Raw genomic sequence first — 21,901 nt, forward strand, 5'->3', positions numbered from 1 at the left:
TCCCATCACGGTGGGCGATTAGGCCGCATGGCGCAGCCGAACGGGCTTCGCACTGGGTACCCAGCAGGCATGAACCGGACAGCGGCCACGGCCCAACGAGGCGAAAAGACCGATACCGCGCAGTTGCTCGGCCGGGTCGGGATGGCCTGTTACGGCCTGGTCCACCTCGTCCTCGCCTACCTAGCCCTGCAGGTCGCGTTCGGCAGCAGCGAACAGGCCGACCAGAAGGGTGCCCTGCAGGAGATCGGCTCGACGGCGTTCGGGCAGGTCCTGCTCTGGGTGCTCGCCCTCGGGCTGGTGCTCTTCGGCCTCTGGCAGTTCATGATGGCCGCCGTCGGGTACACGTGGGTCAGCGGTGGCAAGCGGACGCGCAAGCGGATCGGCGCCGGCGCGCGCGGGGTCGTCGTGATCGCCCTGGGCTTCTCCGCCTTCAAGATCGCCACCGGCAGCGGCAGCGGGGGTTCGAGCAACCAGACCCAGCAGGAGTTCACGGCCAAGCTGCTCCAGCTGCCGTTCGGGCGGGTGCTGGTGATCATCGCCGCCGCGGCCGTGCTCGGCGTCGCGATCGCGTCCGGGGTCAAGGGCGTCAAGAAGAAGTTCCTCGAAGACCTCGACATGACCGACCTGCCGGGCAAGACCAAGCGCTGGGTCACCTGGCTCGGCCAGGCCGGTTACCTCGCCAAGGGCGTCGTGCTGGCGATCGTCGCGATCCTGCTCGCCTACGCGGGGTTCAACGCCGACCCGAACAAGGCCGGCGGGCTGGACGCCGCCCTGAAGACGCTCGCCGGCCAGCCCTTCGGCACCGTGCTGCTGAGTGTGGTGGCCCTCGGCTTCGCCGCGTTCGGCGCCTACTGCTTCGGCGCGGCCTGGGCCCACAAGCGCTGACGCCGCGGCGGTTTCCCGGGGTACGGCCGGTAGTCGCCGAACTCGCTCAGGAAGACGCTCTCGCCCCGGGTGAGCGCGGGCAGCGCCTGGGTGAGCTCGTCGACGTGGCCCGCCGGGATGGTCCCGTGCAGCGTGCACGACGCCGGGCCCAGCACGGGTTCCCCGGGCACCGCCCGCAGCTCCGCGAGCTTGACCAGCACCGCACTGACGGCGTTCGCCGGGATCTCCAGCTCGAAGCGGTGCACCGGTTCGTACACCCGCGTCCCGGCCTCGCGCAGCGCCGCCATCAGCGCGAGCGGGGTCATCTTGCGGAAGTCGCCCGCGGCGCTGATCGGGCTGAAGAACGCCGTGTGCGTCAACGTCACCGCGCAGTCGAGCACCTCCCAGCCGTACAGGCCCTGCTCGAGCGTGCTGTGGACGGTCTCCTCGATCGCCTTGTGGAACGCCGGCGGCAATGAGCCCAGCTCGACCGACCGGCCGAACGTGACGCCCGGCCCCGGCTCGACCCGCAGGCCGACCGTCGCGAAGAAGTACAGCCGCTGCTCCGGGTCCAGCTCCTTGACGGCCTCGCCGCGGCCGACCGGTTTCTCGACGTACAGGGTGCTCGTCGGCTCGAACTCGACGTCGATCCCGGCGCCTTCGGCCAGCATCGAGCGCAGCACCTCCTTCTGCACTTCGCCGTAGAGTCGCACGGAGATGTCGTGACCGCGCCGCCGGACGTCGATCAACGGGTCCTCTTCGGACAGTCGCGTCAGCGCGGTGAACAGCGCCGCGGTCTGCTCGGGCCGGACCGGCCGCACCACGCTCTCCAGGCTCGGCGGCGCGAACACGCCTTCGCGCGCGCCGCCGGGGGAGCCGAGCCGGTCGCCGATCCGGACGTCCCGCAGGCCGCGCAGCCGGGCGACGTCCCCGGCGAGCGCCACCTCGTCCCCGGCGACCTCGACCGCCGAGACGCGTCCGGTGAACTCGGTTTCACCGCGGTAGAACGAGATCCGCTGGCGCGGTGCCAGCGCGCCGGAGTACAGCCGGGCGTAGGCGATCTTCTCGCCGGCGCGGCCGCGGTCGATCTTGAACACCGTCGCGGAGAGCGGCCCGTCGCCGGTGTGTTCGGTGGCCGGGAGCAGCTCGGCCATCGCCGTGACGAGGTCCGTGACGCCCGCGCCGGTGATCGCCGAGCCGGACAGCACGGGGTGCAGCGTGCCGTGGGCGACCTGCCGGGCCAGCTCGGCGCGGCAGGCCGTGGCGTCGACGCGGTCGTCCACATAGGACTCCAGGAAGGCGTCGTCGCCGTCGGCGAGGAACTCGGCCAGGTCCTCGGGCGCGCCCAGGGGAACTGCCCGCGGCGCCAGCTTCGCGCGGACGTCGTCGAGCAGGTCACGCGCGCCCGGCCGGTCGGTCTTGTTCACGAAGATCAGCGTCGGGACGCCGAGGCGGCGCAGGGTCCGCATCAGCACGCGGGTCTGGGCCTGGACGCCTTCGACGGCGGACACCACGAGGACGGCGCCGTCGAGCACGCGCAGGGCGCGTTCGACCTCGGCGATGAAGTCGGAGTGGCCCGGGGTGTCGATCAGCGTGATCCGGGTGCCGCCGGTCACGAAGGAGGCCACCGCGGAGCGGATGGTGATGCCGCGACGGCGTTCGAGGTCCAGGGAGTCGGTCTGGGTGTCGCCGCCGTCGACGCTGCCGAGCCGGGCGATGGCGCCGGCCTCGAAGAGCAGGCGCTCGGTCAGGCTGGTCTTACCGGCGTCGACGTGCGCGAGAATGCCGATGTTCAGGGTTTTCACGGGTGCGGGAGGTCCTCTGGGATGCGGTGGACAGGCCGGGTCGGACGGTCTGTCGGCGCATCGGGGTCTCCTCGCGGTCGTGGACGCGGATCAGGGGGACGATAGCTCCACCGGGGCCCGCGCGAAACCGAATTCGGTCCCTGTCGGTTCCCTGTCGATCACCCTCCGGAGCTTCGATCACGGGTGCCGGGTGCCCTACTTTGGGTCGGGTCAGTTGAAATTTCACCGATCGGGAGTGGGCACGGATGTTCGGACGATTCAAGGACGTGGCCCTGTTGCTGGGGAGGATCGGCGTCGCGGTCGTCTTCCTCGCGCACGGGATCCAGAAGTGGAACAGCGGCGTCGACGGCACGGCGAAGTTCTTCGCCATGACGGGCATCCCGCTGCCCACGGTCGCCGCGATCTTCGCCATGACCGTCGAGATCCTCGGCTCGATCGCGTTCATCGCCGGGTTCCTGATGCCGCTGGTCGGCGTCGGCTACGTCGTGATCTCGGTCGGCGCGCTGCTCTCGGTGCACATCGACAACGGCCTCACCGGCCAGGGCGGCTACGAGCTGGTCCTGGTGCTCGCGCTCGCCGGCCTCGCCCTCGGCTTCAACGGCGGCCGCTTGACGCTGGACCACCTGCTGTGGGGCCGCAAACGCGCCCGCCGCGACACCGAAGTCGGCGAACTCCAGAACGCGTAACCCCGTAAAGCCGTGAAGGCCTCCTTACCGGCCATAAGAGCCGGGAAGGAGGCCTTCACGGCTTTCAGGCGGGGAGGTCGGCGGTGGTGCGCTCGGCCTCGCGGCGGGCGGACAGCTTGGCCGGGTCCGCGTTGCTGACGTGCACCAGGTGCGCGCCGGCGGCGAGGGGGACGAGCAGGCCGTCGAGGATGCCTTCGGGGCCGCTCCAGTCGCGTGTGGACAGCACGCGGTCGTCCGCGCTCAGGCCGAGCTTCGCCGCGCGGGCGCGGGCTTCCGCGAGGATCTCGTCCACTGTGGACTCGAACAGCGCCGCCGTGTCGCCGGAGACCGGGAACAGCGGCCGGTACTGGTCGCCCGCCATCCGCGCCTCGGTGAGGTAGTCGAACGCGCCGCCGCCCGGCGGCTCGTCGAGGCCGCGGCCCATCGGGTCGAGCGTCACGACGGCGGTCGCGGCCGCGCCGGTCGGTTCCGGGTCGTCCGGCCCGACGAACGCCACCCGCGCGCCGGTGCCTTCGCGCACCACGCGGGCACCGCTCCACCACGCGCCGAGCAGCACGCCGACGGTCTGCCAGTGCGCCGGCAGCTGCACGGCGACGGCGTCGCCCGGCTCGACGTCGAACTCCTCGGTCAGCCAGTTGGCCGTCTTCGCGGCCCAGTTCACGGTCGTCGCCACGGACAGCTCGACGCGGCTGCCGAGCTGGTCGTCGTAGTGGGTGATCAACGGCTTGGCGGGCGAGGCCTGCAGCGGCCGCAGCAGCTCGTCGGTGAGGCTCATGCGCCAAGGCTAAAGCGCGGACCACCCGCCTCGCCGGTTGACACCGGATCACGCCGCTGAGTAGCTTTGCTTTGCAAGCAAAGCTATCTGACGGACTGGGGACAGCCATGACCATCCTTGTCACCGGCGCGCGCGGGAACGTCGGACACGCCGTCGTCGACGCGCTCGTTTTCGCAGGCCAGGACGTCCGCGCGGCGAGCCGCGACGCGACCGCGCTCGACGTCCCGGCCGGCGTCGCGACGGTGAGCGCCGACCTCGAACGCCCGGAAACCCTCGAAGCCGCGCTCGACGGCGTCGGCTCGGTGTTCCTCTACACGCAACGCCAGGGGATCGGCGGCTTCGTGAAGGCGGCCGAGGCGGCCGGCGTGCGGCACGTCGTGCTGCTGTCGTCGGGCGCGACGCTCGAGCCGCGGTCCGCGCAGAGCCGGATCGCCCAGCTGCACCGCGCGGTCGAGGAGGCGCTGATCGCGGCGTCGTTCGGGGAGACTCTGCTCAACCCCGGCGCGTTCGCCACCAACGCGCTGGGCTGGCGCGCGGGCATCGCCGACGGCGTCGTCCGCACCGCCTACCCCGACTCGCGCACCGGCGCGATCCACGAGCGGGACATCGCCGACGTCGCGGCCAGGATCCTCGTCGACGGGTCGCACGTCGGCGCCGCCCTGCCGCTGAGCGGGCCGGAGCCGATCAGCTTCCGGGAACAGGCGGCGGTCCTCGCGGAGGTGCTCGGCCGGCCGCTGCGGGTCGAGGAGCTGACCCCGGAGCAGGCCGCCGCGCAGATGACGGCGCTGGGCTGGCCGCCCGAGGTGCCGCCGGAGGTCCTGCGGGCCGTGGAACGGACGACGCGGGAGCCCTCGGTGGTCACCGACGTCGTCCGCGAGGTCACCGGGAACGCGCCGCGCACGTTCCGCCAGTGGGCCGAAGACCACCGCGCCGACTTCGCGTGACAAGGCCGCACTTTCCCTGTGAAAGATGCGCCCGCGGGGGCCGGTGACGCATCTTTCCTAGGGAAAGTGGCGGATTTTGGGGCTCAGTTGACGCAAGTGACGGTTGGGGTTGCCGCGGCGGGGGCGGCGCCGCTGCCCGAGCCGCCGCCCGCGGGCTGAGCCGCGCTGCGCCCGGCCAGGCCGGCCACGAACTGCCGGACCGCCTGCGGGTCGATCTCGACGATGCTCTGGCCGTCTTCGCTGCGGCCGTTCGCGGTGATCACCGGGATCGTCGCGAACGCCAGGTCGCCGGACGCGATGCCCTTGGCCTGCTGCGCGAACTGCAGCAGGTCCAGGCCCGGGTCGAGGGTGAGCGACCGGTGGACGACGTCGGTCAGGTTGCTCAGCGTCCCCGGGCTCGTCAACGTCCCGGCCGAGAGCACCTGGTGCAGCGCCGAGGACAGGAACGCCTGCTGCCGCACGATCCGGTCGAGGTCGCCGCGCGGCAGGTTCTTGCGCTGCCGGACGAAGGAAAGCGCTTCGCCGCCCGACACGGTCTGCTCGCCGCGGCGGAAGTCCGCTCCGGAGTCCTTGTCCTCGGTCGCGTGGTTCAGGCACACCTTGACGCCGCCGAGCGCCTCCGTGAGCAGGTAGAAGCCCAGCAGGTTGACCTCGGCGTAGTGGTCGATCCGCACCTGCGTGAGGTCCTGCACGGCCTGCACCAGGACCCGGCGGCCCTCGGTGTCGGAGTCGCGCTCGATCTTCGCCTGGTCGCGCTCACCCTGGCCGCGCAACGTCTGGGCGTAGTGCGCCTTCGCGATGCCGTACGCCGAGTTGATCTTGGCCTTGCCCCGGCCCGGGATCTCGGTCCAGGTGTCGCGCGGGATCGAGACGGCGGACGGCTTCCCGCCGTCCTTCGGCACCCGCAGCAGGATCACGGTGTCGGTGTTGACGGCGCCGTTGTTCGCCTCGGTCCGCAGCTCGCGCAGCACCCGCGCCGGCAGCGCGTTGCCCTGCGCGTCCGTCCGCGCGTCGCTGCCGACGAGCAGGATGTCGTCCGCGCCGTCGTCGGCCGGCGGGGGAGCGGGCTCGCCGGCCCGCGGCGTCAGCGCGTCGGTCGTCGGGACGGTGCTCTGCAGCTGGTCCTTCGTTACGTAGGCGTAGCCGCTCGCGCCCAGGGCGATCAGCGAGACGAGGCCGACGGCAATCCGGCGCGTCACCCGGCCGGCGCGGCGCGCGCGGGACGGCGAGGGCGCTTCGGCGATCGGCTGACGTGGGAACGGCGAGGGCTTCCACTCGGGCTCGTCGCTCTGCGTCACCGCCTCGGCGGCCGGTTCCGGCTGTTCCTGCGGTTCTTGGTCGTCATCCACCCCTTGTTCCCCTCCCCCGGGCACACTGAGTACTCAGTCTAGTTGACGCAGGGGACGTCGCCCGCCGTGATCGGCGGCGCGGCGGGGGGAGCACTCGACGGGGTGGAGGTCTGGACCGGTGGCTTCGACGGCGTCGTCGACGGCGCCCCGCCCGACCCGGCGGCCGAGCTCTTGAAGTCCTTGCCCAGCAGCACGCGCACGTGCCCGGCGGTGACGTCCTTGTCCGGCTCGGCCTGGATCGCCGTGCCCAGGACCTGCTTGACGAGGCCCAGCGCGGTGTCGTCGGCCGGGTTGTACCGGACGACGGTGGTGTTGCGGGTGCTCAGCTTCTGGTCGGCGGGGAGCGTGAAGCCCTTGCTCTGCAGCGTCGAGTGCGTCTGGGTGGCCAGCGTCGGCGAGCCCGAGCCGTCGAACAGCTCCACCGTGACGGCGTTCGCGCCGGGCAGCTGCGCCTGCGCCGGGCCGGCCGGGGTGTCGCCGTCGGACGTCAGGCGCGTCACCTCCGCCTGCACCGCGGCCGGGTCGACGCGCAGCACGTCGGCGCCGCCGATGACCGCGTTGCCCTGGGTCGGGATGGTGTGGAACTCGATGTTGCCGCCGGTCAGCCCGCGCATCTGCTCGGCGAACTCGCTCAGGTCCCAGCCCTGGGACAGCACCACGGACTTCTTGACCGCGGCCACCAGGTCGGCGATCTTCGTCGGGCTGGTCAGCACGTCGGTCGAGATGACCTTGCGGGCCAGCCCGGACAGGAACGCCTGCTGGCGCGCGATCCGGTCGAGGTCGGCGTTGGGCAGGTCGTAGCGCTGGCGGACGAAAGCGAGCGCTTGCACGCCTTCGATGCTCTGACGCCCGCCCGGCAGGTCGACGCCGGACTTCTTCTCCTTGACCGGGCCCTTGAGGCAGACCTCGACGCCGCCGATCGACTGCGTGATCTCGTAGAAGCTCGCCAGGTTGACCTCGGCGTAGCGATCGATCATGCCGGGCTTGCCGATGAACTTCTCGATCGTCGCGATCAGGTTCTTCCGCCCGGCGACCTTGGCCTGCGCGTCGGCCTGCTTCAGGTCGGTCATGCCCTGGCGCTGCAACGTTTTGTAGGTGTCCGTGTACGCGTAGACGAACGCGCTGTTGAGCTTGTGCTTGCCGTAGCCGCCGGCCAGCTCGACCCAGGAGTCGCGGGGGAACGAGATCGCGACGGCGTGCTTCCCGTTCTGGGGGATGTGCACCAGGATCATCGTGTCGGTGTTGAGCTCGCCGTCCGAGACGCCGGCGTGCAGCATGTCCAGCACTTCGCGCGGGAGCGGGTTGCCCTGCGCGTCGGTGCGGCTGTCCTGCCCGACGAGGAGGATGTCGACCGCGCCGTCGAGCGGCTTGGCGTGCGCCTCGGTGTCGGCGAAGACGTTCGTGGTGGTCAGGCCGGTGTTCGGGTCGCCGATGAAGTGCCAGCCGTACCAGGTCAGTGCCAGGATCGCGACGGACAGCAACGAGACGACCACCTTGCCGCCGCGGCGGGCGAAGATGGCGACACCGTGGCGACGGCGCACCGGGACGGGCGGCGCAGGCCAATCGGTCACGCGCTTCCTCCCTGCGAACCCCGTGCTTCCCCCAGGGCACCCGTGTGCCTCCACCCGGACTCTACTGAGGGTGTTGTGGGGCCTCCGTAGGCTGGGGTCCGGTTGCCCCCGACGGGGGCCGAGGAGAGGCGGGAAGATGCGGGTCCTGGTCACCGGTGGTGCGGGCTTCATCGGGTCGCACTACGTCCGGCAGGCGCTGAGCGGCGCGTACCCGGCACTGCGTGACGCCGAGGTGGTCGTGCTGGACAAACTCACCTACGCCGGCAACGAGGTCAACCTGGCCCCCGTCGCCGCCGACCCGCGGCTGCGGTTCGTCCGCGGCGACATCTGTGACACCGCGCTGGTCGCGGAGGTCATGAGTGGTGTGGACCTCGTGGTGCACTTCGCCGCGGAGTCGCATGTGGACCGCTCGATCCTCGGCGGCGCGGACTTCGTGCTGACGAACGTGCTGGGCACGCACAACCTGCTGCAGGCGGCCGTCGAAGCCGGCGTCGGCAAGTTCGTCCACGTGTCCACCGACGAGGTGTACGGCTCGATCGAGACCGGGTCCTGGACCGAGGACCAGCTGCTGGAGCCGAACTCGCCGTACTCGGCGTCCAAGGCGTCCTCCGACCTGGTGGCGCGGTCGTACTTCCGCACCCACGGGCTGCCGGTCTGCATCACCCGGTGTTCCAACAACTACGGTCCGTACCAGTTCCCCGAGAAGCTCATCCCGCTGTTCGTGACGAGCCTGCTCGACGGCCGGAAGGTGCCGCTCTACGGCGACGGGCTCAACGTCCGTGACTGGCTGCACGTGGACGACCACTGCCACGGCATCCAGCTGGTCGCCGAGGCGGGCCGGCCGGGCGAGATCTACAACATCGGCGGCGGCCTCGAGCTGACGAACCGCGAGCTGACCAAGCGGCTCCTGGACGCCCTCGGCGCGGGCTGGGACAGCGTCGAGCCGGTCGAGGACCGCAAGGGCCACGACCGCCGGTACTCGGTGGACGTCACGAAGATCGGCGAGGAGCTGGGGTACGCTCCGCGCGTGTCCTTCGAGGACGGTCTGGCCGCGACAGTGGCCTGGTACACGGACAATCGCGCGTGGTGGGAGCCCCTGGCGGAGCGGGCCGCGCTCAAGAAGTAGAGGATGTGCTCGTGCGGCTGACGGTGCTCGTGCCCGGCGGTTCCGGACAGCTCGGCCGGGATCTCGCCGCTGCATCGGGTGACGAGGTGGACGTCGTCGCGCCGGGGTCGGCGGAGCTGGACCTGACGCAGACCGGCCAGGTGCTGGCCGCGGTCGGCGCGCTCGCCGACCGCGCGCGCGAAGCGGGTTCGGCCGCCGTCGTGATCAACGCGGCGGCCTACACCGCGGTCGACGCGGCGGAGACGGACGAGGAGCGCGCGTTCGCGGTCAACGCCGACGGCCCGCGCGTGCTCGCCGCGGCGTGCGCGTCCCGGCGGGTGCCGCTGATCCACGTGTCCACGGACTACGTCTTCCCGGGCGACGCGTCGGCGCCGTACGAGCCTTCGGACGAGCTGGGCCCGCGCAGCGCGTACGGCCGCACGAAGGCGGCGGGCGAGGACGCGGTGCTGGGTTCGGGCGCGTCGTCCTGGGTGGTGCGCACCGGCTGGCTGTACGGCAAGTCGGGCACGAACTTCGTGAAGACCATGGCCCGCTTGGAGGCCTCGAACCCGGAACTGTCCGTTGTGGACGATCAGGTCGGGGGTCCCACGTGGACGGCGGACCTCGCGGCGGGCCTGCTGGAGCTGGCGTCCCGGGCGGCCACGGGCGACGGACCGGAGCAGCGGGTGCTGCACTGCACGAACGCGGGTTCGGTCAGCTGGTGCGGCTTCGCTCGCGCCGTCTTCACGCAGCTGGGCGCGGACCCGTCGCGGGTGAAGCCGTGCACGACGGAGGAGTTCCCGCGGCCCGCGCCGCGGCCGGCGTACTCGGTGCTGTCACCGGCGTCGTGGAAGGAAGCCTGGCTGACGCCGCTGCGGCCGTGGGAAGACGCACTGGCCGCGTACTTCGCGGCCGAATGAGCTGACTCAGTGGCGGCCTGAGGCGAGGCGGTACGCGCCCACCGTCAGTTCCGCGCACGTGTGCCACGTGAAGCTCGCCGCCTGGGCGCGGCGGGCCGCGGACGTCGCCACCGCGTGCGGGTCGATCACCGCGGTGCGCAGGGCTTCGGCCAGGCCGTCGACGTCGCCGTACGGGACCAGGCTGGCGCAGTCGCCCGCGACCTCGCGCAGGGCCGGGATGTCCGTGCACACCACCGGGACGTCCGAGGCCATCGCCTCCAGTACCGGCAGCCCGAAACCCTCGTCGCGCGAGGGCAGCACCAGCGCCGACGCGCCCGCGACCACCGTGCGCAGGTCCACATCGGACAGATAGCCGGTCTGGCGCGAGCGTGCCGTGCGGGGGAACGGGCCCGGGCCGGCGAACACCAGGTCCGGCAGGTCGGGGGCCGCTTCGTGCGCGCGGACCAGCCAGTCGAGGCCCTTGCGCGGCCCGGCCGCCCCGGCGAACAGCAGGTACCGGGCCGGGAGGCCCAGGCGCGCGCGGCGCTCGTCGTCCGGCGGGCGCGCGGTGAACCACGCTGCGTTCACACCCAGCGGCGTCACGACGATCTTGGCGCGGTCGACGTCCAGCCGCTCCGCCACCGCGTCGGCCACGGCGGCCGTCGGGGTGCAGATCACGTCCGCGCGGCGGGCGCCGCGGCGGACCAGCTCCGGGAGGTCGCGGTCGCTCGGGGCGAGCTCCGCGGGGTTGTCCATGAAGGCCAGGTCGTGGATCGTGACGACGCCCGCGGCGCGGAACCGGCCCGGCAGCACGAAGTTCGTGCCGTGCACGACGTCGGTCGAGCCGGCGAACAGCTCCACCGGCGGGAAGTCCGAACGCAGCCACGTCATCCGCAGCAGCCGCGCCGACACCGGCATCCCGCGGGCCCGCACGCCGTGCGGCAGCACGTGCCGCAGCCGCCGCCAGCCGCGCAGCGTGAACGCCACCGCGCGGGTGTCCACCTCGGGGTTCGACGCCAGTTCCTCGCTCAGCGCCGCGGTGTACCGGCCGATGCCGGTGCGGGCGCCGAGCAGCGGCGTGCCGTCGAGGAGGACGCGAAGCGGTTTAGCCACGACGCATCCGTTGGCGCGCAACCTTGACGACCCGGCCGCCGACGCGCCGCGCCAGCTCGGACGGGCCGCCGTCGGCGAGGTACTCGCGGATCAGGTCGGTGTCGCGGCGCAGCATCGCCCGGCCGCGCACCGCCGGCGTCGTCACCAGGTCGGCCGACCCGGGCAGGCGATCGGCCGCCGGGCGCGGATCGCGGCAGAACTCGACCAGCGGCTTCAGCGCCTCCGGCCAGGCGTACCGCTGCGCCACCGCGGCGATCCGCTCGACGCAGCCGGCGGCGAACTCCTCGTCGTACAACGACTTTTCCAGCGCGTCGGCCAGCGCTCCGGCGTCCTCGGCCGGGACGACGACGCCGAGCTTCTCGGCCCGCACCAGGTCGGCGAACGAGTCGCCGTCGGTGGTGACGATCGGCAGCCCGGCCCACAGGTAGTCGAGCACCCGGGTGCGGAACGCGAACGTCGTCTCGACGTGCTCGTAGTGCGTGGTGACGCCGCAGTTCGCGTCCAGCAGCCAGTTCTGGCGCTCCTGGTAGGGCACCCACTGCTCGTTGAAGTAGACGTGCTTGTCCGTCAGCCCCAGCGAATCCGCCAGCCGGATCGTCCGCGCGCCGATGTCCATCTCGGCGACCTCGGGGTTCGGGTGCTTCATCCCGAGGAACACCAGCCGGACGTCACCGCGGCGGCGGCGCAGCTCGTCGACCGCGCGCACCAGCGTCAGCGGGTCGAACCAGCTGTACACCCCGCCGGCCCAGATCACGACGTGGTCGGTGCCGCCGATGCCCAGCGCCGAGCGGAGGCCCGGCCCGGTACGGGCGGGCGGTTCCGGCGACAGTCCGAAGGGGACGACCGCGAGCAGCGACTGCGTGGTCGGGTCGGCGTCGTAGAGGCGCGGTGAGAGGCGGCCGAGCGCGGCCAGGTGGCCGAGCCAGAAGTGGCGCTGCCGCTCGGACGCGCACAGGAAGAAGTCGCCGCGTTCGAGCTGCGCGTCGAGGACCTTCGTGACGCCGACCAGGTCCGCCGCGCGCTTGTCGTCGGCGACGCCCTTGCCCTGCTCCAGCAGTTCGAGGTGCATCGGGTCGTAGAGGTCGGCGACGACGATCTTGCCCGAATGCTGCTTCTTCAGCGACGGCGCGAGTTCGAGCACGTGGCCCTGCAGCACGACGACGTCGGCCCAGACGATCGGCGCTTCCAGCTCGTGACGCTTGCCGGCGCTGACCCGGAACGGCGCGGGCGGCGGCGTGGCCAGCGGGTTCGTCGTGACGAGGTGGACGTCGTGCTCGGCCGACAGCGCGAGCGCGATGTTCCAGGCGCGGATCGCCGGGCCGGCCATCCGCTCGGTGAGCGCGTCGCCGGTGATCACCAGGATCCTGCGGCGCTGCCCGAACGCCTTCTCGATGCCGAACGCCTCGACGAGGATGTCGTGCGCGGCGAGGTAGCGCGGCAGCGGGTACGCGGGCTCCAACGCCTTGCGCAGCAAGGGAAGCAGGTCCGCGTCGGTGCGCACGCGGGCGGCCTGCTCGACGGCGCGGGACTCCGCCAGCGACGGCAGCAGCTCGACGAACTGGTCGATCGCGAGGATCCCGGCCAGCGTCGTCCGCGGGATCGCGACGTCGCCGGACTCGATCGGGCCGACGCCCTGCTCGAGGTCGAGCTGGGTCGCGTCGAGGTCGCCGCGCGCGGTGGCCCGGCGGACGGCCAGCGCGAGGGCCGCCGGCAGCGCCTTGACCAGGGTCTCGTCGGAGAGGTTCTTGTACAGCGCGGCCAGGGCGTTGCGCTCCAGCAGGAAGGTCTCGCGGCCGGTCTCCGGCGCGTCGACCGAGGCCATCGTGCCGTGGTGGCGGTGGTAGGTCAGCGACTCCGGCACGTACCGGACGCGCCAGCCGCGCAGGTTGAGCCGCCAGCCGAGGTCGACGTCCTCGTAGAACATGAAGAACCGCTCGTCGAAGCCACCGACCTCGGCGAACACGCTCGCGCGGACGAACAGCGCAGAGCCGGTGCCGAACAGGACGTCCTTCGCGACCTCGTGCTCGGCGGCCGGGACGTCGGCCAGCGGGCTGCCCGCGTGGCGCTTGTAGCCCATGCCGAACCAGGTCAGGCCGCCGTCGACGAAGTCGGTGCCGGTGCCGTCCCAGTCGAGGACCTTGCTGGCCACGGCGGCGACGCGCGGTTGCGCGCGCAGCTCGGCGACGGCGGCGGCGACCCAGCCGGGCGCCGGGCGCGCGTCGTTGTTGAGGAAGGCGACGACCGTGCCCTTGGCGTGGCGCGCCCCGAGGTTGCAGCCGCCGGCGAACCCGGTGTTGCGCCCGGCCTCGATGACCCGCGCGCCGGGGACGGCCTCGCGGATGCGCGCGGCGTCGGCGCTGCCCGGGGTGTTCTCGACGCAGATCAGCTCGAGGTCGGCGTAGTCGTGGTCGGCGAGCGCACGCAGGCAGGTGATCGTGTCGTCGGCGCCGTGGTAGTTGACCACGACCACCGAGACGAGCGGTTGCTGTTCCCCCTGCGCCAAAGCCAGCTCCTTCGTCGGATTGGCCTCAGCTTAAAGGCCAGCCCATGCCTCCCAGACCGCGCCTCGGCCCAGTGCCGCGCGACGGCCGATCCGGCGCCGGGCCAGCAGCGTCGCCGGCAACCGCGCGCCGACCTCGGCCAGGACCCGGCAGCGCAGGCCGAACCGGAAGTTCGCCGCGGCCGGGCGGCCCCGCAGCGGCAGCACCGCTGTCAACACGGCGAACCGGGCCACCTGGTTCAGTGCGACCCCGCGGGGGGCGCAGCGCAGCAGCATGAGCAGCCGGTTGCGTTCGTTCCAGCGGTGGAACGGCACCGAGCCGAGTTTGCTGCTGACGCCGTGGGCGTGCCGGACCCGGGCGGCCGGCGCCGCGACGACGTCCCACCCGGCCAGCCGCAGCCGCCACGCCGTGTCGGTGTCCTCGTAATAGCAGAAGAACCCCGCCGGGACGCCGCCCACGGCACGCAGGGCGTCGACGCGCAGCAGCGCCGCGCCGCCGCAGAAGCCGAAGACCTCGCCCGTGGGCTCGGTGAGGTCGGCGCCGTGGCCGTCGGCGGTCAGCCGCACCCCGGCGGACTGCACGGTGCCGCCGGGCAGCACGAGCAGCGCCGTCGCGGCGGCGGCCAGCGGCGACTTCCCGAGCGTGTCTTCGAGGGTTTCCAGCCAGCCGGGCTCGGGTTCGGCGTCGTCGTTGAGCCACGCCACCAACGGCGTCTCGAGCTGCTTCACGGCGACGGCGAGCGCGCCCGCGTAGCCGGTGTTGCGGGGGAGACGCAGCACTCGCGGCTTGCTCGGGTGCGCCGCGAGCAGCGCGGCCGTCCCGTCGTCGGAGGCGTTGTCCACCACGAGCGTCCGATGTGGACGCGTCTGCGCGGCGAGCGCGTCGAGGCAGGCGGTGACGTGCCCGGCGCCCCGCCAGGTCACGACTACCACCGTGGTGGCGGGATTCGGCGTCACGTCCCGCACAATAGCCGCGTGCCCGAACTGGTCGTGCTCGCCGAGCAGCTCCTCGCGCCCGTGCCCGGTGGCACCGGGCGCTACACGGCCGAGCTGCTCCCCGCGCTCGCGCGGACCGCGCCGCCGGGCTGGACGGTGTCCAGCGTCGTCGCGCGGCACGCCGACGTCGGCGCGGCCGAGCTCGACGGCGTCGAGGGCCCGCGGGTGCTGGGGCTTCCGCCGCGGGCGCTGATCGGCGTCTGGCAGCTGGGGATCCCCTGGTGGCCGGGTGGCGACGCGGTGCACGCGCCGACGCCGTTCGCGCCGCCGCGCACGCCGGCCGGGCGGACGCTGAGCGTGACCGTGCACGACACCGTGCCGTGGACCCACCCCGAGACGCTCACCGCGCGTGGCGTCAGCTGGCACCGGTCGATGATCGCGCGGGCCGCGCGCCGCGCGTCCGGGCTGGTCGTGCCGACGCGGGCGGTCGCCGACGAGCTGGCGGTGCTGGTCGACGTCGACGTCCCGGTGCACGTGGTCCCGCACGGCGTGCGCGTCCCGGCGGGGGACGCGCCGCTGGACCTGCCCGCGCGGTACGTGCTGGCCGTCGGCACGATCGAGCCGCGCAAGGGCATCGACGTGCTGATCGACGCCGTCGCCGCGCTGGACGACACGGTGCTCGTGCTCGCCGGGCAGCCGGGCTGGGGCGGCGTCGACCCGGTCGCGCTGGCCGTGGAGCGGGGGTTGCCGCCGGAGCGGCTGCGGGTGCTGGGGAAGGTGCCGGACGCCGAGCTGGCGACCGCGCTGCGCGGGGCGAGCGTGCTGGCCGTGCCGAGCCTCGCCGAGGGCTTCGGGCTGGGCCTGCTGGAGGCGATGGCGGCCGGCGTCCCGGTGGTGCACACGGACGTCCCGGCCCTGGTCGAGGTGGCGGGCGGCGCGGGCGTCACGGTCCCGCGCGGCGACGCGGCGGCCCTGACGAAAGCCCTGCGCGAGGTCCTCGGTTCACCCGAGCGGGCCGCCGAGCTGACCCGATCGGGGCGTGACCGCGCGAAGTCGTTCACGTGGCGTCGCGCCGCGGAAGCCGTCTGGGCCATCCACCGCCGCGGGCGTAGCTAGCGGGTTTGCCAGTTCCCCACCATGACGCAGCGTCGCCGCCGTACCCTACGGGGGTGAGCGATGATCCCCGGGTCCTGATCGACGCGACCGCGGTGCCCGCGGACCGCGGCGGGGTGGGCCGGTACGTGGATTCGCTCGTCGCCGCGCTGGACGCGGACGGGGCTCGCATCGCCGTCGTCTGCCAGCCGCGGGACCTGCAGCTCTACGACCGGCTGGCGCCGAGGTCACGCATCGTGCCCGCGTCGCCGTCGACGACCACCCGCACCGCGCGGCTGACCTGGGAGCAGGCGACCCTGCCCCGGCTGGTGCGCCGCCTCGGCGCGGACGTCGTCCACTCGCCCCACTACACGATGCCGCTGGCGACGTCGGCCGCTTCGGTCGTCACGCTGCACGACGCGACGTTCTTCACCGACGCCGTCCTGCACTCGTCGGTGAAGGCCCGCTTCTTCCGCGCGTGGACGGCGACGGCGCTGCGCCGCGCGACGCTGTGCGTGGTCCCGTCGGCGGCGACGGCCGCGGAGCTGGCCCGCGTCAGCCCGGTGCGGCACGCGTCGGTGGAGGTCATCCACCACGGCGTCGACACGGAGCGTTTCCACCCGCCGTCCCCGGCGGAGGTCCTCGCCGCGCGCACGGCCGTCGGCCTGGGCCGGACGCCGTACGTGGCGTTCCTCGGGGCGCTGGAGCCACGCAAGAACGTCCCGGCGCTGATCCGCGGGTTCGCCCGCGCGGTAGCCGGGCGGGCTGACGCCCCGGCGCTGGTCCTGGCGGGCCAGCCGGGCTGGGACACGCAGGTCGAGCGCGCACTGGACGCCGTCCCGCACCGCCTGCGCGTGATCCGCGCGGGCTACCTGCCGTTCGGCACGCTGGCGGGCTTCCTGGGCGGGTCGTCGCTGGTCGCGTACCCGTCACTGGGCGAGGGCTTCGGCTTGCCGGTGCTGGAGGCGATGGCGTGCGGCGCCTGCGTCCTGACGACGCGCAGGCTGTCGCTCCCGGAGGTAGGCGGCGACGCGGTGGCGTACTGCGGAGTGGGCGCGGGCGACGTCGCGGCGGCGATCTCGGAACTCCTGTCGGACCCGGGCCGCCGCTCGGAACTCGCGACGGCGGCCCAGCAGCGAGCCAAGGAGTTCTCGTGGGCGACCACCGCGGAACGACACCGGGAGGCGTACGCCAAGGCCTGGTCCCGCCACCTCCGCACCCGCTGACCGCGTGTACCCAGACCGTCGGCTCGTGAGCCGACCCTCCAAGCACGCGTGTCGACCTCCTGATCACGCGAGCCGGCCCGCTAGCTTCTCTCACCTTGCTCCTGGCCCGGGGCACCCGCTTCACGCTCGGTGACGCGTGGACAATGGCCGGGTGACTGAGGACTCCCGCTATGGCGATGACGTCGGCGTCGTGACCGTGACCTACTTCTCCGAGGACACCATCGAGCGGTTCCTCGACACCCTCGAGAAGGCCACCGAGCGCGACGTCAAGGTGGTCGTCGCGGACAACGCTTCCGTCGAGGGGGCCATCGAGGAGGTCACGCGGCCGCGGGCCAACGTGCAGCTGCTCGACATCGGGGAGAACGTCGGCTACGGGACCGCCGCCAACCGCGGCGTCGCCGAGCTCGACGACCGGTACGGCTGGGTCGTCGTCGTCAACCCCGACCTCGAATGGGAGCCCGGCTCGCTCGACGCGCTGCTCGACGTCGCCGCGCGGTGGCCGCGCGGGGGTGCGTTCGGGCCGCTGATCCACGACCTCGACGGCACCGTCTACCCGTCGGCGCGGCTGCTGCCCTCGTTCGGCCGGGGCATCGGGCACGCCGCGTTCGCCAAGGTCTGGCCGGCCAACCCCTGGACCAGGCAGTACCGGCAGGAGACCGGCACGCCGGTCGAGCGCGTCGCGGGCTGGCTGTCCGGCTCGTGCCAGCTGCTGCGCCGGGAGGCGTTCGACTCCGTCAGCGGCTTCGACACGCGCTACTTCATGTACTTCGAGGACGTCGACCTCGGCGACCGGCTGGCCAAGGCGGGCTGGCAGAACGTCTACGCGCCGTCGGCGAGCGTGATGCACGAAGGCGGGCACTCGACGTCGCAGGCGTCGGAGAAGATGCTGAAAGCCCACCACGACAGCGCCTACCGCTACCTCGCCGACCGCCACCGGGGTCTCGCCTGGAAGCCGGTCCTGGCCGCCGTGAAGCTCGGCCTCAAGCTCCGCTTGAAGCTCGAGACCCGCTAGATCCCGTCGAGCCGGCGGGACAGGTCGGATCGGCCGTTGTTCTGCGTCACCGTCGGCACCAGGCCGGTGTCCTCCGGATCGGGCTCCTTCAGCGGGCTCGTGATCGGCTCGGCCTGGGGCCGGCGGGCGAGCGGCGTCGTGACCGGGGTCTTCAACGGCGTCGTCGGCGACGGCGTGCTCAGCGGCGTGGTCACCTGCTGGCGCCGCGCGCCCGCGACGCTGGCGACGCCCGTGGCGCCGGAGGCCTCCAGCCGCCGGGTCGGCGGCTTGCCGGCCAGCGGGTGGTCGTTCTCCTCGATCAGCGACGCCGGCAGCTGCGTGGTCGTGTCCGGGTCCTGGCTTCTGTCGAGGCCGTCGATGGCGGCACGCGGTATCTGCTGCGTGTTCGAGGCGTCCATGGGCGAAATGGCGCTGTCCGGCGTCACCACGAACACACCACGCGCCTGGGCTCGTGCGAGCAGGGCGTCCGCCCGATCGCGGGGGTCCATCCCCTCGGCCTCCCGACTGACCCGGGGCCCTCTGGGGAAAGGCCCGCTAGTTTCCTGTCTAGGGTAGGCCCTCCGGGCGACCTCCGTCAGGGTTTCCCGCGGCTTGTCGCTCAGCGGTGCGTGATACAGGAGGAGATTTCCGTGACGTCCGAGGTCCGAACCGGCGCTGTCGACGCCGTCGTGCTGGTCGGGGGCAAGGGCACCCGGCTGCGGCCGCTCACCCTGTCGGCGCCGAAGCCGATGCTCCCGACAGCCGGGACGCCCTACCTGAGCCACCTGTTCTCCCGCATCCGTGAGGCCGGGATCAGGCACGTCGTGCTGGGGACGAGCTACCGGGCGGAGGTGTTCGAGGAGTACTTCGGCGACGGCGAGGCGATCGGGCTGGAGCTGGAGTACGTCGTCGAGGAGGAGCCGCTCGACACGGCCGGCGCCATCCGCAACGTCTACGACAAGCTGCGCGCCGACCACGTGATCGTCTTCAACGGCGACATCATCTCCGGCTCGGACCTCGGCGAGCAGCTGCGCGTGCACCACGACACCGGCGCCGACGTCACGCTGCACCTGCAGCGCGTCCCGGACCCGAGCCGGTTCGGCTCGGTGCCCACCGACGAAACCGGGCGTGTGCAGGCGTTCCTCGAGAAGACGCCGAACCCGCTGACCGACCAGATCAACGCCGGCTGCTACGTCTTCCGCCGCCCGGTGATCGAGTCGATCCCGACCGGGCGCCGCGTCTCGGTGGAGCGCGAGACGTTCCCCGGCCTGCTGGAGCAGGGCGCGCACATCCACGGGTTCGTCGACGCGTCCTACTGGCTGGACGTCGGCACGCCCGAAGCGTTCGTCCGCGGCTCGGCCGACCTGGTCCGGGGCATCGCGCCGACGTCGGCGCTGCCCGGCCGGACCGGTGAGTTCCTGGTCCTCGACGGCGCTTCGGTGGCCGAGGACGCCGAGCTGTCCGGTGGTTCGACCATCGGCGTCGCCGCCGTCGTCGGCTCGGGCGCGCGGATCGACGGCTCGGTCCTGTTCGACGGCGCGGCCGTCTCCGAAGGCGCGATCGTCGAGAACTCGGTGCTCGGGCACGGTGCGCGCGTCGGCGCCGGCGCGGTGCTGCGCGGCGTGGTGGTGGGCGACGGCGCGTCCGTCGGTGCCGGCTGCGAGCTGCTCGACGGCGCCCGGATCTGGCCCGACGTCGTGCTCCCCGACGGATCCGTGCGCTTCTCGAGCGACGCGTAGCCGATGTTCTGGCGTCCCGCGTTCGAGGTCGACCTGGGCCGGGTCCTGGGTCCGCTGACGCGTGGGCGCGGGTCGCTCAACATCTGCACCGACGAGCGCGGCGTCACCTGGCTGGCGTCGAACACGCCGGACGGCCCCGGCACGCTCGCTCTGCGCAAGCTGGGTGACGGCCGGATCGAGGCCGCCGCGTGGGGCGACGGCGCGGACCGGCTGCTCAGCGGCGTCCCGGCGCTGCTCGGCGCGGACGACGACGACAGCGGGTTCGTCGCGCACCACGACGTCGTCGCGCGGGCCCGGCGGGAGAACCCCGGCCTGCAGCTCGGCGCGACCGGGTTCGTGTGGGACTGGCTGGTGCTCGCCGTGCTGGAGCAGAAGGTGACCGGCAAGGAGGCGATCCGGTCGTGGGCGGAGCTGTGCCGCCGGTTCGGCGAGCGGGCGCCCGGGCCGGCCCCGGACCGCCTGCGCGTGCCGCCGACGCCGGTGGCGCTGCGGTCGCTGCACGACTGGCACTGGCACCGCGCGGGCGTCGACATCAAGCGCCGGACGGCGCTGCTCAACGCCGCCCGCGTCGCGCACCACCTGGAACGGGCGGTGGAGCTGCGCGGCCGCGAAGGCCGGCTGCTGCTGCGGCACGTACCGGGCATCGGCGTCTGGACGGCCGCGGAGATCGCGCAGCGCGCGTGGGGCGACCCGGACGCGGTGAGCTTCGGGGACTACAACATCCCGTCGATGGTGGGCCACGCGCTGCTGGGCGCGAAGCTCGACGACGACGGGATGGCCGAGCTGCTGGCGCCGTACGCGCCGCAACGGCAGCGCGCGGTCCGCTACCTGGAAGCGGCGGGCCACCGCCGCCCGCGCTTCGGCCCACGCATCGAACTACGCGAATACCGCGCCATGTGAGGACCCCCGGAATGTCCTGAAGGGCACCCTCAGGGACGTAAGAGCCATGAGGGTGCCCTTCAGGACATCCGGAAAGCCGTGAAGGCCTCCTTCCCGGCTCTTACGGCCGGTAAGGAGGCCTTCACGGCTTGTCCTACTGCTGCGGGGGGTAGCCGCCCTGCTGGGGCGGGTACGGCGGCGGCTGCTGGCCGGGGTAGCCCTGCTGCTGCGGGTATTCCTGCTGCTGGGGCGGGTAACCCGGTTGCTGCGGCGGGTAGCCCGGCTGCTGGCCCGGGTAGCCCTGCTGGGGCGGGTAGCCCGGTTGCTGCGGGGGATAGCCCGGGAACTGCTGCGGCGGGTACGGCGGCTGCTTCGGCTTCGAGACGTTGATCACGACGATCACGACCGCCGCGATGCCCCCGAGCACCACCAGCAGGATCAACAGCATCAGCGCGGTCACGGGTCAGCCGCTCCCTTCGTCGAGCGCGGCGCGGACGATCGACAGCGCCTCGGTTGCGTCCAGGCCGAGCCTACGGGTGACCGCCGCGTACTCGGCCGCGGCCTGCTGGGCCCGGCGGCGCGTCTGGTCGCCGGACGCGCCGACGAAACTGCCCGCGCGGCCGCGGGTTTCGATCAGCCCGGCCTCTTCCAGCTCCCGGTAGGCCCGCGCGACGGTGTTCGGCGCGATGCCGAGGTCGACCGCCAGCTGCCGCACCGTGGGCAGCTTCGTGCCGACGGCCAGCGAGCGGTCGTTGATCCGCGCCGCGAGCCCGGCGCGCACCTGCTCGAACGGCGGCACCGGCGACGCGCTGTCGAAGGGGACGATCGGGCTCACCAGCTCTGCGGCCCCGTTCCCGGACCGGGCGGCGGTTGCTGCGGCGGGTAGTAGCCCTGCTGAGCCGGCGGCGGCCCCGGCGGCACCGGCGCGAAGCCCGGCTGCTGCGGGAATCCTTGCGACGGCGGTGGCCCTTGCGGTGCGGGCGCGAACCCGCCCGGCTGCGGGAACCCGGCCTGCTGCTGCGGAACGCCCGGCTGCTGCGGGAACCCCTGCGAAGGCGACGGGAACCCGGCCTGCTGCTGCGGAAACCCTTGCGACGGTTGCGGAACGCCGGGCTGCGGGAACCCTTGCGACGGCGGCGGTCCCTGCGGTGCCGTCGCGAACCCGCCCGGTTGCGGGAAGCTCTGCGACGGCGGCGCGAAACCCTGCTGCGGCGGGAAGTTCGCGGCGGGGAACTGCCCGCCGGCGCGCATGGCCTCGGTCCGCCGCATCTTCGACACCCGCACCGCGACCACGATCACGAACACGATGATCGCGAGGATCAGCAGGCCGACGACGATGTAGCCGAACACCCCGCTGCCGCTGCCGCCACCGGAGTGGATGTGCACCCGCTCGGGGAACTGCGTAGCCATGTGGTCCTCCCTCTCCC

General features: G+C 72.9%; 21 protein-coding genes. 10 read left to right on the forward strand and 11 right to left on the reverse strand.

Features of this window, described 5'->3' with window-relative positions:
- The first annotated feature begins 69 nt into the window (after nucleotides 1-69).
- Nucleotides 70-885, forward strand: a complete 816-nt coding sequence (locus tag MUY22_RS17430; RefSeq protein ID WP_247060944.1) for a DUF1206 domain-containing protein — start codon at nucleotides 70-72, stop codon at nucleotides 883-885.
- On the opposite strand, the gene MUY22_RS17435 is transcribed toward MUY22_RS17430, so the two are convergent.
- Nucleotides 849-2,669, reverse strand: a complete 1,821-nt coding sequence (locus MUY22_RS17435) for a translation factor GTPase family protein (RefSeq protein ID WP_247060945.1) — start codon at nucleotides 2,667-2,669, stop codon at nucleotides 849-851. The genes MUY22_RS17430 and MUY22_RS17435 overlap by 37 nt on opposite strands.
- A 245-nt stretch (nucleotides 2,670-2,914) precedes the next feature.
- Here MUY22_RS17435 and MUY22_RS17440 point away from each other — a divergent pair, with 245 nt between their 5' ends.
- On the forward strand, nucleotides 2,915-3,355 hold the full coding sequence (locus MUY22_RS17440) for a DoxX family protein (RefSeq protein WP_247060946.1): 441 nt from the start codon (nucleotides 2,915-2,917) through the stop codon (nucleotides 3,353-3,355).
- 64 nt (nucleotides 3,356-3,419) lie between these two features.
- On the opposite strand, the gene MUY22_RS17445 is transcribed toward MUY22_RS17440, so the two are convergent.
- The gene (locus MUY22_RS17445) at nucleotides 3,420-4,130 is read right to left on the reverse strand and encodes a TIGR03089 family protein (RefSeq protein ID WP_247060947.1); all 711 of its coding nucleotides are present in this window, start codon (nucleotides 4,128-4,130) and stop codon (nucleotides 3,420-3,422) included.
- Between the two features lie 107 nt (nucleotides 4,131-4,237).
- Here MUY22_RS17445 and MUY22_RS17450 point away from each other — a divergent pair, with 107 nt between their 5' ends.
- On the forward strand, nucleotides 4,238-5,074 hold the full coding sequence (locus MUY22_RS17450; RefSeq protein WP_247060948.1) for an NAD(P)H-binding protein: 837 nt from the start codon (nucleotides 4,238-4,240) through the stop codon (nucleotides 5,072-5,074).
- An 83-nt stretch (nucleotides 5,075-5,157) separates the two neighbouring features.
- Here the strand turns inward: MUY22_RS17450 and MUY22_RS17455 are convergent, their stop codons facing one another.
- Both MUY22_RS17455 and MUY22_RS17460 read right to left on the reverse strand, forming a co-directional pair.
- Nucleotides 5,158-6,423: an LCP family protein gene (locus MUY22_RS17455; protein WP_247060950.1), complete on the reverse strand. Its 1,266-nt coding sequence runs from the start codon at nucleotides 6,421-6,423 to the stop codon at nucleotides 5,158-5,160.
- Nucleotides 6,424-6,461: 38 nt separating this feature from the next.
- Nucleotides 6,462-7,994, reverse strand: a complete 1,533-nt coding sequence (locus tag MUY22_RS17460; RefSeq protein ID WP_247060952.1) for an LCP family protein — start codon at nucleotides 7,992-7,994, stop codon at nucleotides 6,462-6,464.
- Between the two features lie 136 nt (nucleotides 7,995-8,130).
- Between MUY22_RS17460 and rfbB the strand changes: the two genes are divergently transcribed.
- Nucleotides 8,131-9,120: a dTDP-glucose 4,6-dehydratase gene (rfbB, locus tag MUY22_RS17465; protein ID WP_247060954.1), complete on the forward strand. Its 990-nt coding sequence runs from the start codon at nucleotides 8,131-8,133 to the stop codon at nucleotides 9,118-9,120.
- 5 nt (nucleotides 9,121-9,125) lie between these two features.
- Nucleotides 9,126-10,019, forward strand: coding sequence for a dTDP-4-dehydrorhamnose reductase (rfbD, locus tag MUY22_RS17470; RefSeq protein WP_247060956.1), 894 nt, complete (start codon nucleotides 9,126-9,128; stop codon nucleotides 10,017-10,019).
- A 6-nt stretch (nucleotides 10,020-10,025) separates the two neighbouring features.
- Here the strand turns inward: rfbD and MUY22_RS17475 are convergent, their stop codons facing one another.
- The 3 genes from MUY22_RS17475 to MUY22_RS17485 are packed head-to-tail and all read right to left on the reverse strand — an operon-like array spanning nucleotide 10,026 to nucleotide 14,577.
- Complete coding sequence (locus tag MUY22_RS17475; RefSeq protein WP_247060957.1) at nucleotides 10,026-11,111, reverse strand: glycosyltransferase family 1 protein; 1,086 nt, start codon at nucleotides 11,109-11,111, stop codon at nucleotides 10,026-10,028.
- The gene (locus tag MUY22_RS17480) at nucleotides 11,104-13,614 is read right to left on the reverse strand and encodes a glycosyltransferase (RefSeq protein ID WP_247060958.1); all 2,511 of its coding nucleotides are present in this window, start codon (nucleotides 13,612-13,614) and stop codon (nucleotides 11,104-11,106) included. Before MUY22_RS17480 ends, MUY22_RS17475 begins: the two co-directional genes overlap by 8 nt.
- Before the next feature lie 30 nt (nucleotides 13,615-13,644).
- The gene (locus MUY22_RS17485) at nucleotides 13,645-14,577 is read right to left on the reverse strand and encodes a glycosyltransferase family 2 protein (RefSeq protein ID WP_256475965.1); all 933 of its coding nucleotides are present in this window, start codon (nucleotides 14,575-14,577) and stop codon (nucleotides 13,645-13,647) included.
- Between the two features lie 9 nt (nucleotides 14,578-14,586).
- Here MUY22_RS17485 and MUY22_RS17490 point away from each other — a divergent pair, with 9 nt between their 5' ends.
- The 3 genes from MUY22_RS17490 (at nucleotide 14,587) to MUY22_RS17500 (ending at nucleotide 17,877) form a co-directional block, all read left to right on the forward strand.
- Nucleotides 14,587-15,663 (forward strand): glycosyltransferase family 1 protein, encoded by a 1,077-nt coding sequence (locus MUY22_RS17490; protein WP_247060960.1) that lies wholly within the window; start codon nucleotides 14,587-14,589, stop codon nucleotides 15,661-15,663.
- A 53-nt stretch (nucleotides 15,664-15,716) separates the two neighbouring features.
- On the forward strand, nucleotides 15,717-16,865 hold the full coding sequence (locus MUY22_RS17495) for a glycosyltransferase family 1 protein (protein ID WP_247060961.1): 1,149 nt from the start codon (nucleotides 15,717-15,719) through the stop codon (nucleotides 16,863-16,865).
- 151 nt (nucleotides 16,866-17,016) lie between these two features.
- Complete coding sequence (locus MUY22_RS17500; protein WP_247060962.1) at nucleotides 17,017-17,877, forward strand: glycosyltransferase family 2 protein; 861 nt, start codon at nucleotides 17,017-17,019, stop codon at nucleotides 17,875-17,877.
- Here the strand turns inward: MUY22_RS17500 and MUY22_RS17505 are convergent.
- Nucleotides 17,874-18,365 (reverse strand): hypothetical protein, encoded by a 492-nt coding sequence (locus tag MUY22_RS17505; RefSeq protein ID WP_247060963.1) that lies wholly within the window; start codon nucleotides 18,363-18,365, stop codon nucleotides 17,874-17,876. The two genes, MUY22_RS17500 and MUY22_RS17505, sit on opposite strands and share 4 nt — an antisense overlap.
- A 141-nt stretch (nucleotides 18,366-18,506) precedes the next feature.
- On the opposite strand from MUY22_RS17505, the gene MUY22_RS17510 reads away from it, so the two are divergent.
- Nucleotides 18,507-19,595 (forward strand): sugar phosphate nucleotidyltransferase, encoded by a 1,089-nt coding sequence (locus tag MUY22_RS17510; RefSeq protein WP_247060965.1) that lies wholly within the window; start codon nucleotides 18,507-18,509, stop codon nucleotides 19,593-19,595.
- A 3-nt stretch (nucleotides 19,596-19,598) separates the two neighbouring features.
- A complete protein-coding gene (locus tag MUY22_RS17515) occupies nucleotides 19,599-20,495 on the forward strand; it encodes a DNA-3-methyladenine glycosylase (protein ID WP_247060966.1) in 897 nt (298 codons plus the stop codon).
- A gap of 133 nt (nucleotides 20,496-20,628) precedes the next feature.
- On the opposite strand, the gene MUY22_RS49615 is transcribed toward MUY22_RS17515, so the two are convergent.
- From MUY22_RS49615 to MUY22_RS17530, 3 genes are read right to left on the reverse strand one after another with little or no spacing between them, the layout of a single operon-like run.
- Nucleotides 20,629-20,934 carry a hypothetical protein gene (locus tag MUY22_RS49615; protein WP_305879370.1) on the reverse strand — a complete coding sequence of 102 codons (306 nt, stop codon included), beginning with the start codon at nucleotides 20,932-20,934 and terminating at the stop codon, nucleotides 20,629-20,631.
- 3 nt (nucleotides 20,935-20,937) lie between these two features.
- Complete coding sequence (locus MUY22_RS17525; RefSeq protein ID WP_247060967.1) at nucleotides 20,938-21,309, reverse strand: GntR family transcriptional regulator; 372 nt, start codon at nucleotides 21,307-21,309, stop codon at nucleotides 20,938-20,940.
- A complete protein-coding gene (locus tag MUY22_RS17530; protein WP_247064527.1) occupies nucleotides 21,306-21,884 on the reverse strand; it encodes a hypothetical protein in 579 nt (192 codons plus the stop codon). Before MUY22_RS17530 ends, MUY22_RS17525 begins: the two co-directional genes overlap by 4 nt.
- Nucleotides 21,885-21,901 lie beyond the last annotated feature (17 nt).

Source organism: Amycolatopsis sp. WQ 127309 (assembly GCF_023023025.1).
Classification (GTDB): domain Bacteria; phylum Actinomycetota; class Actinomycetes; order Mycobacteriales; family Pseudonocardiaceae; genus Amycolatopsis.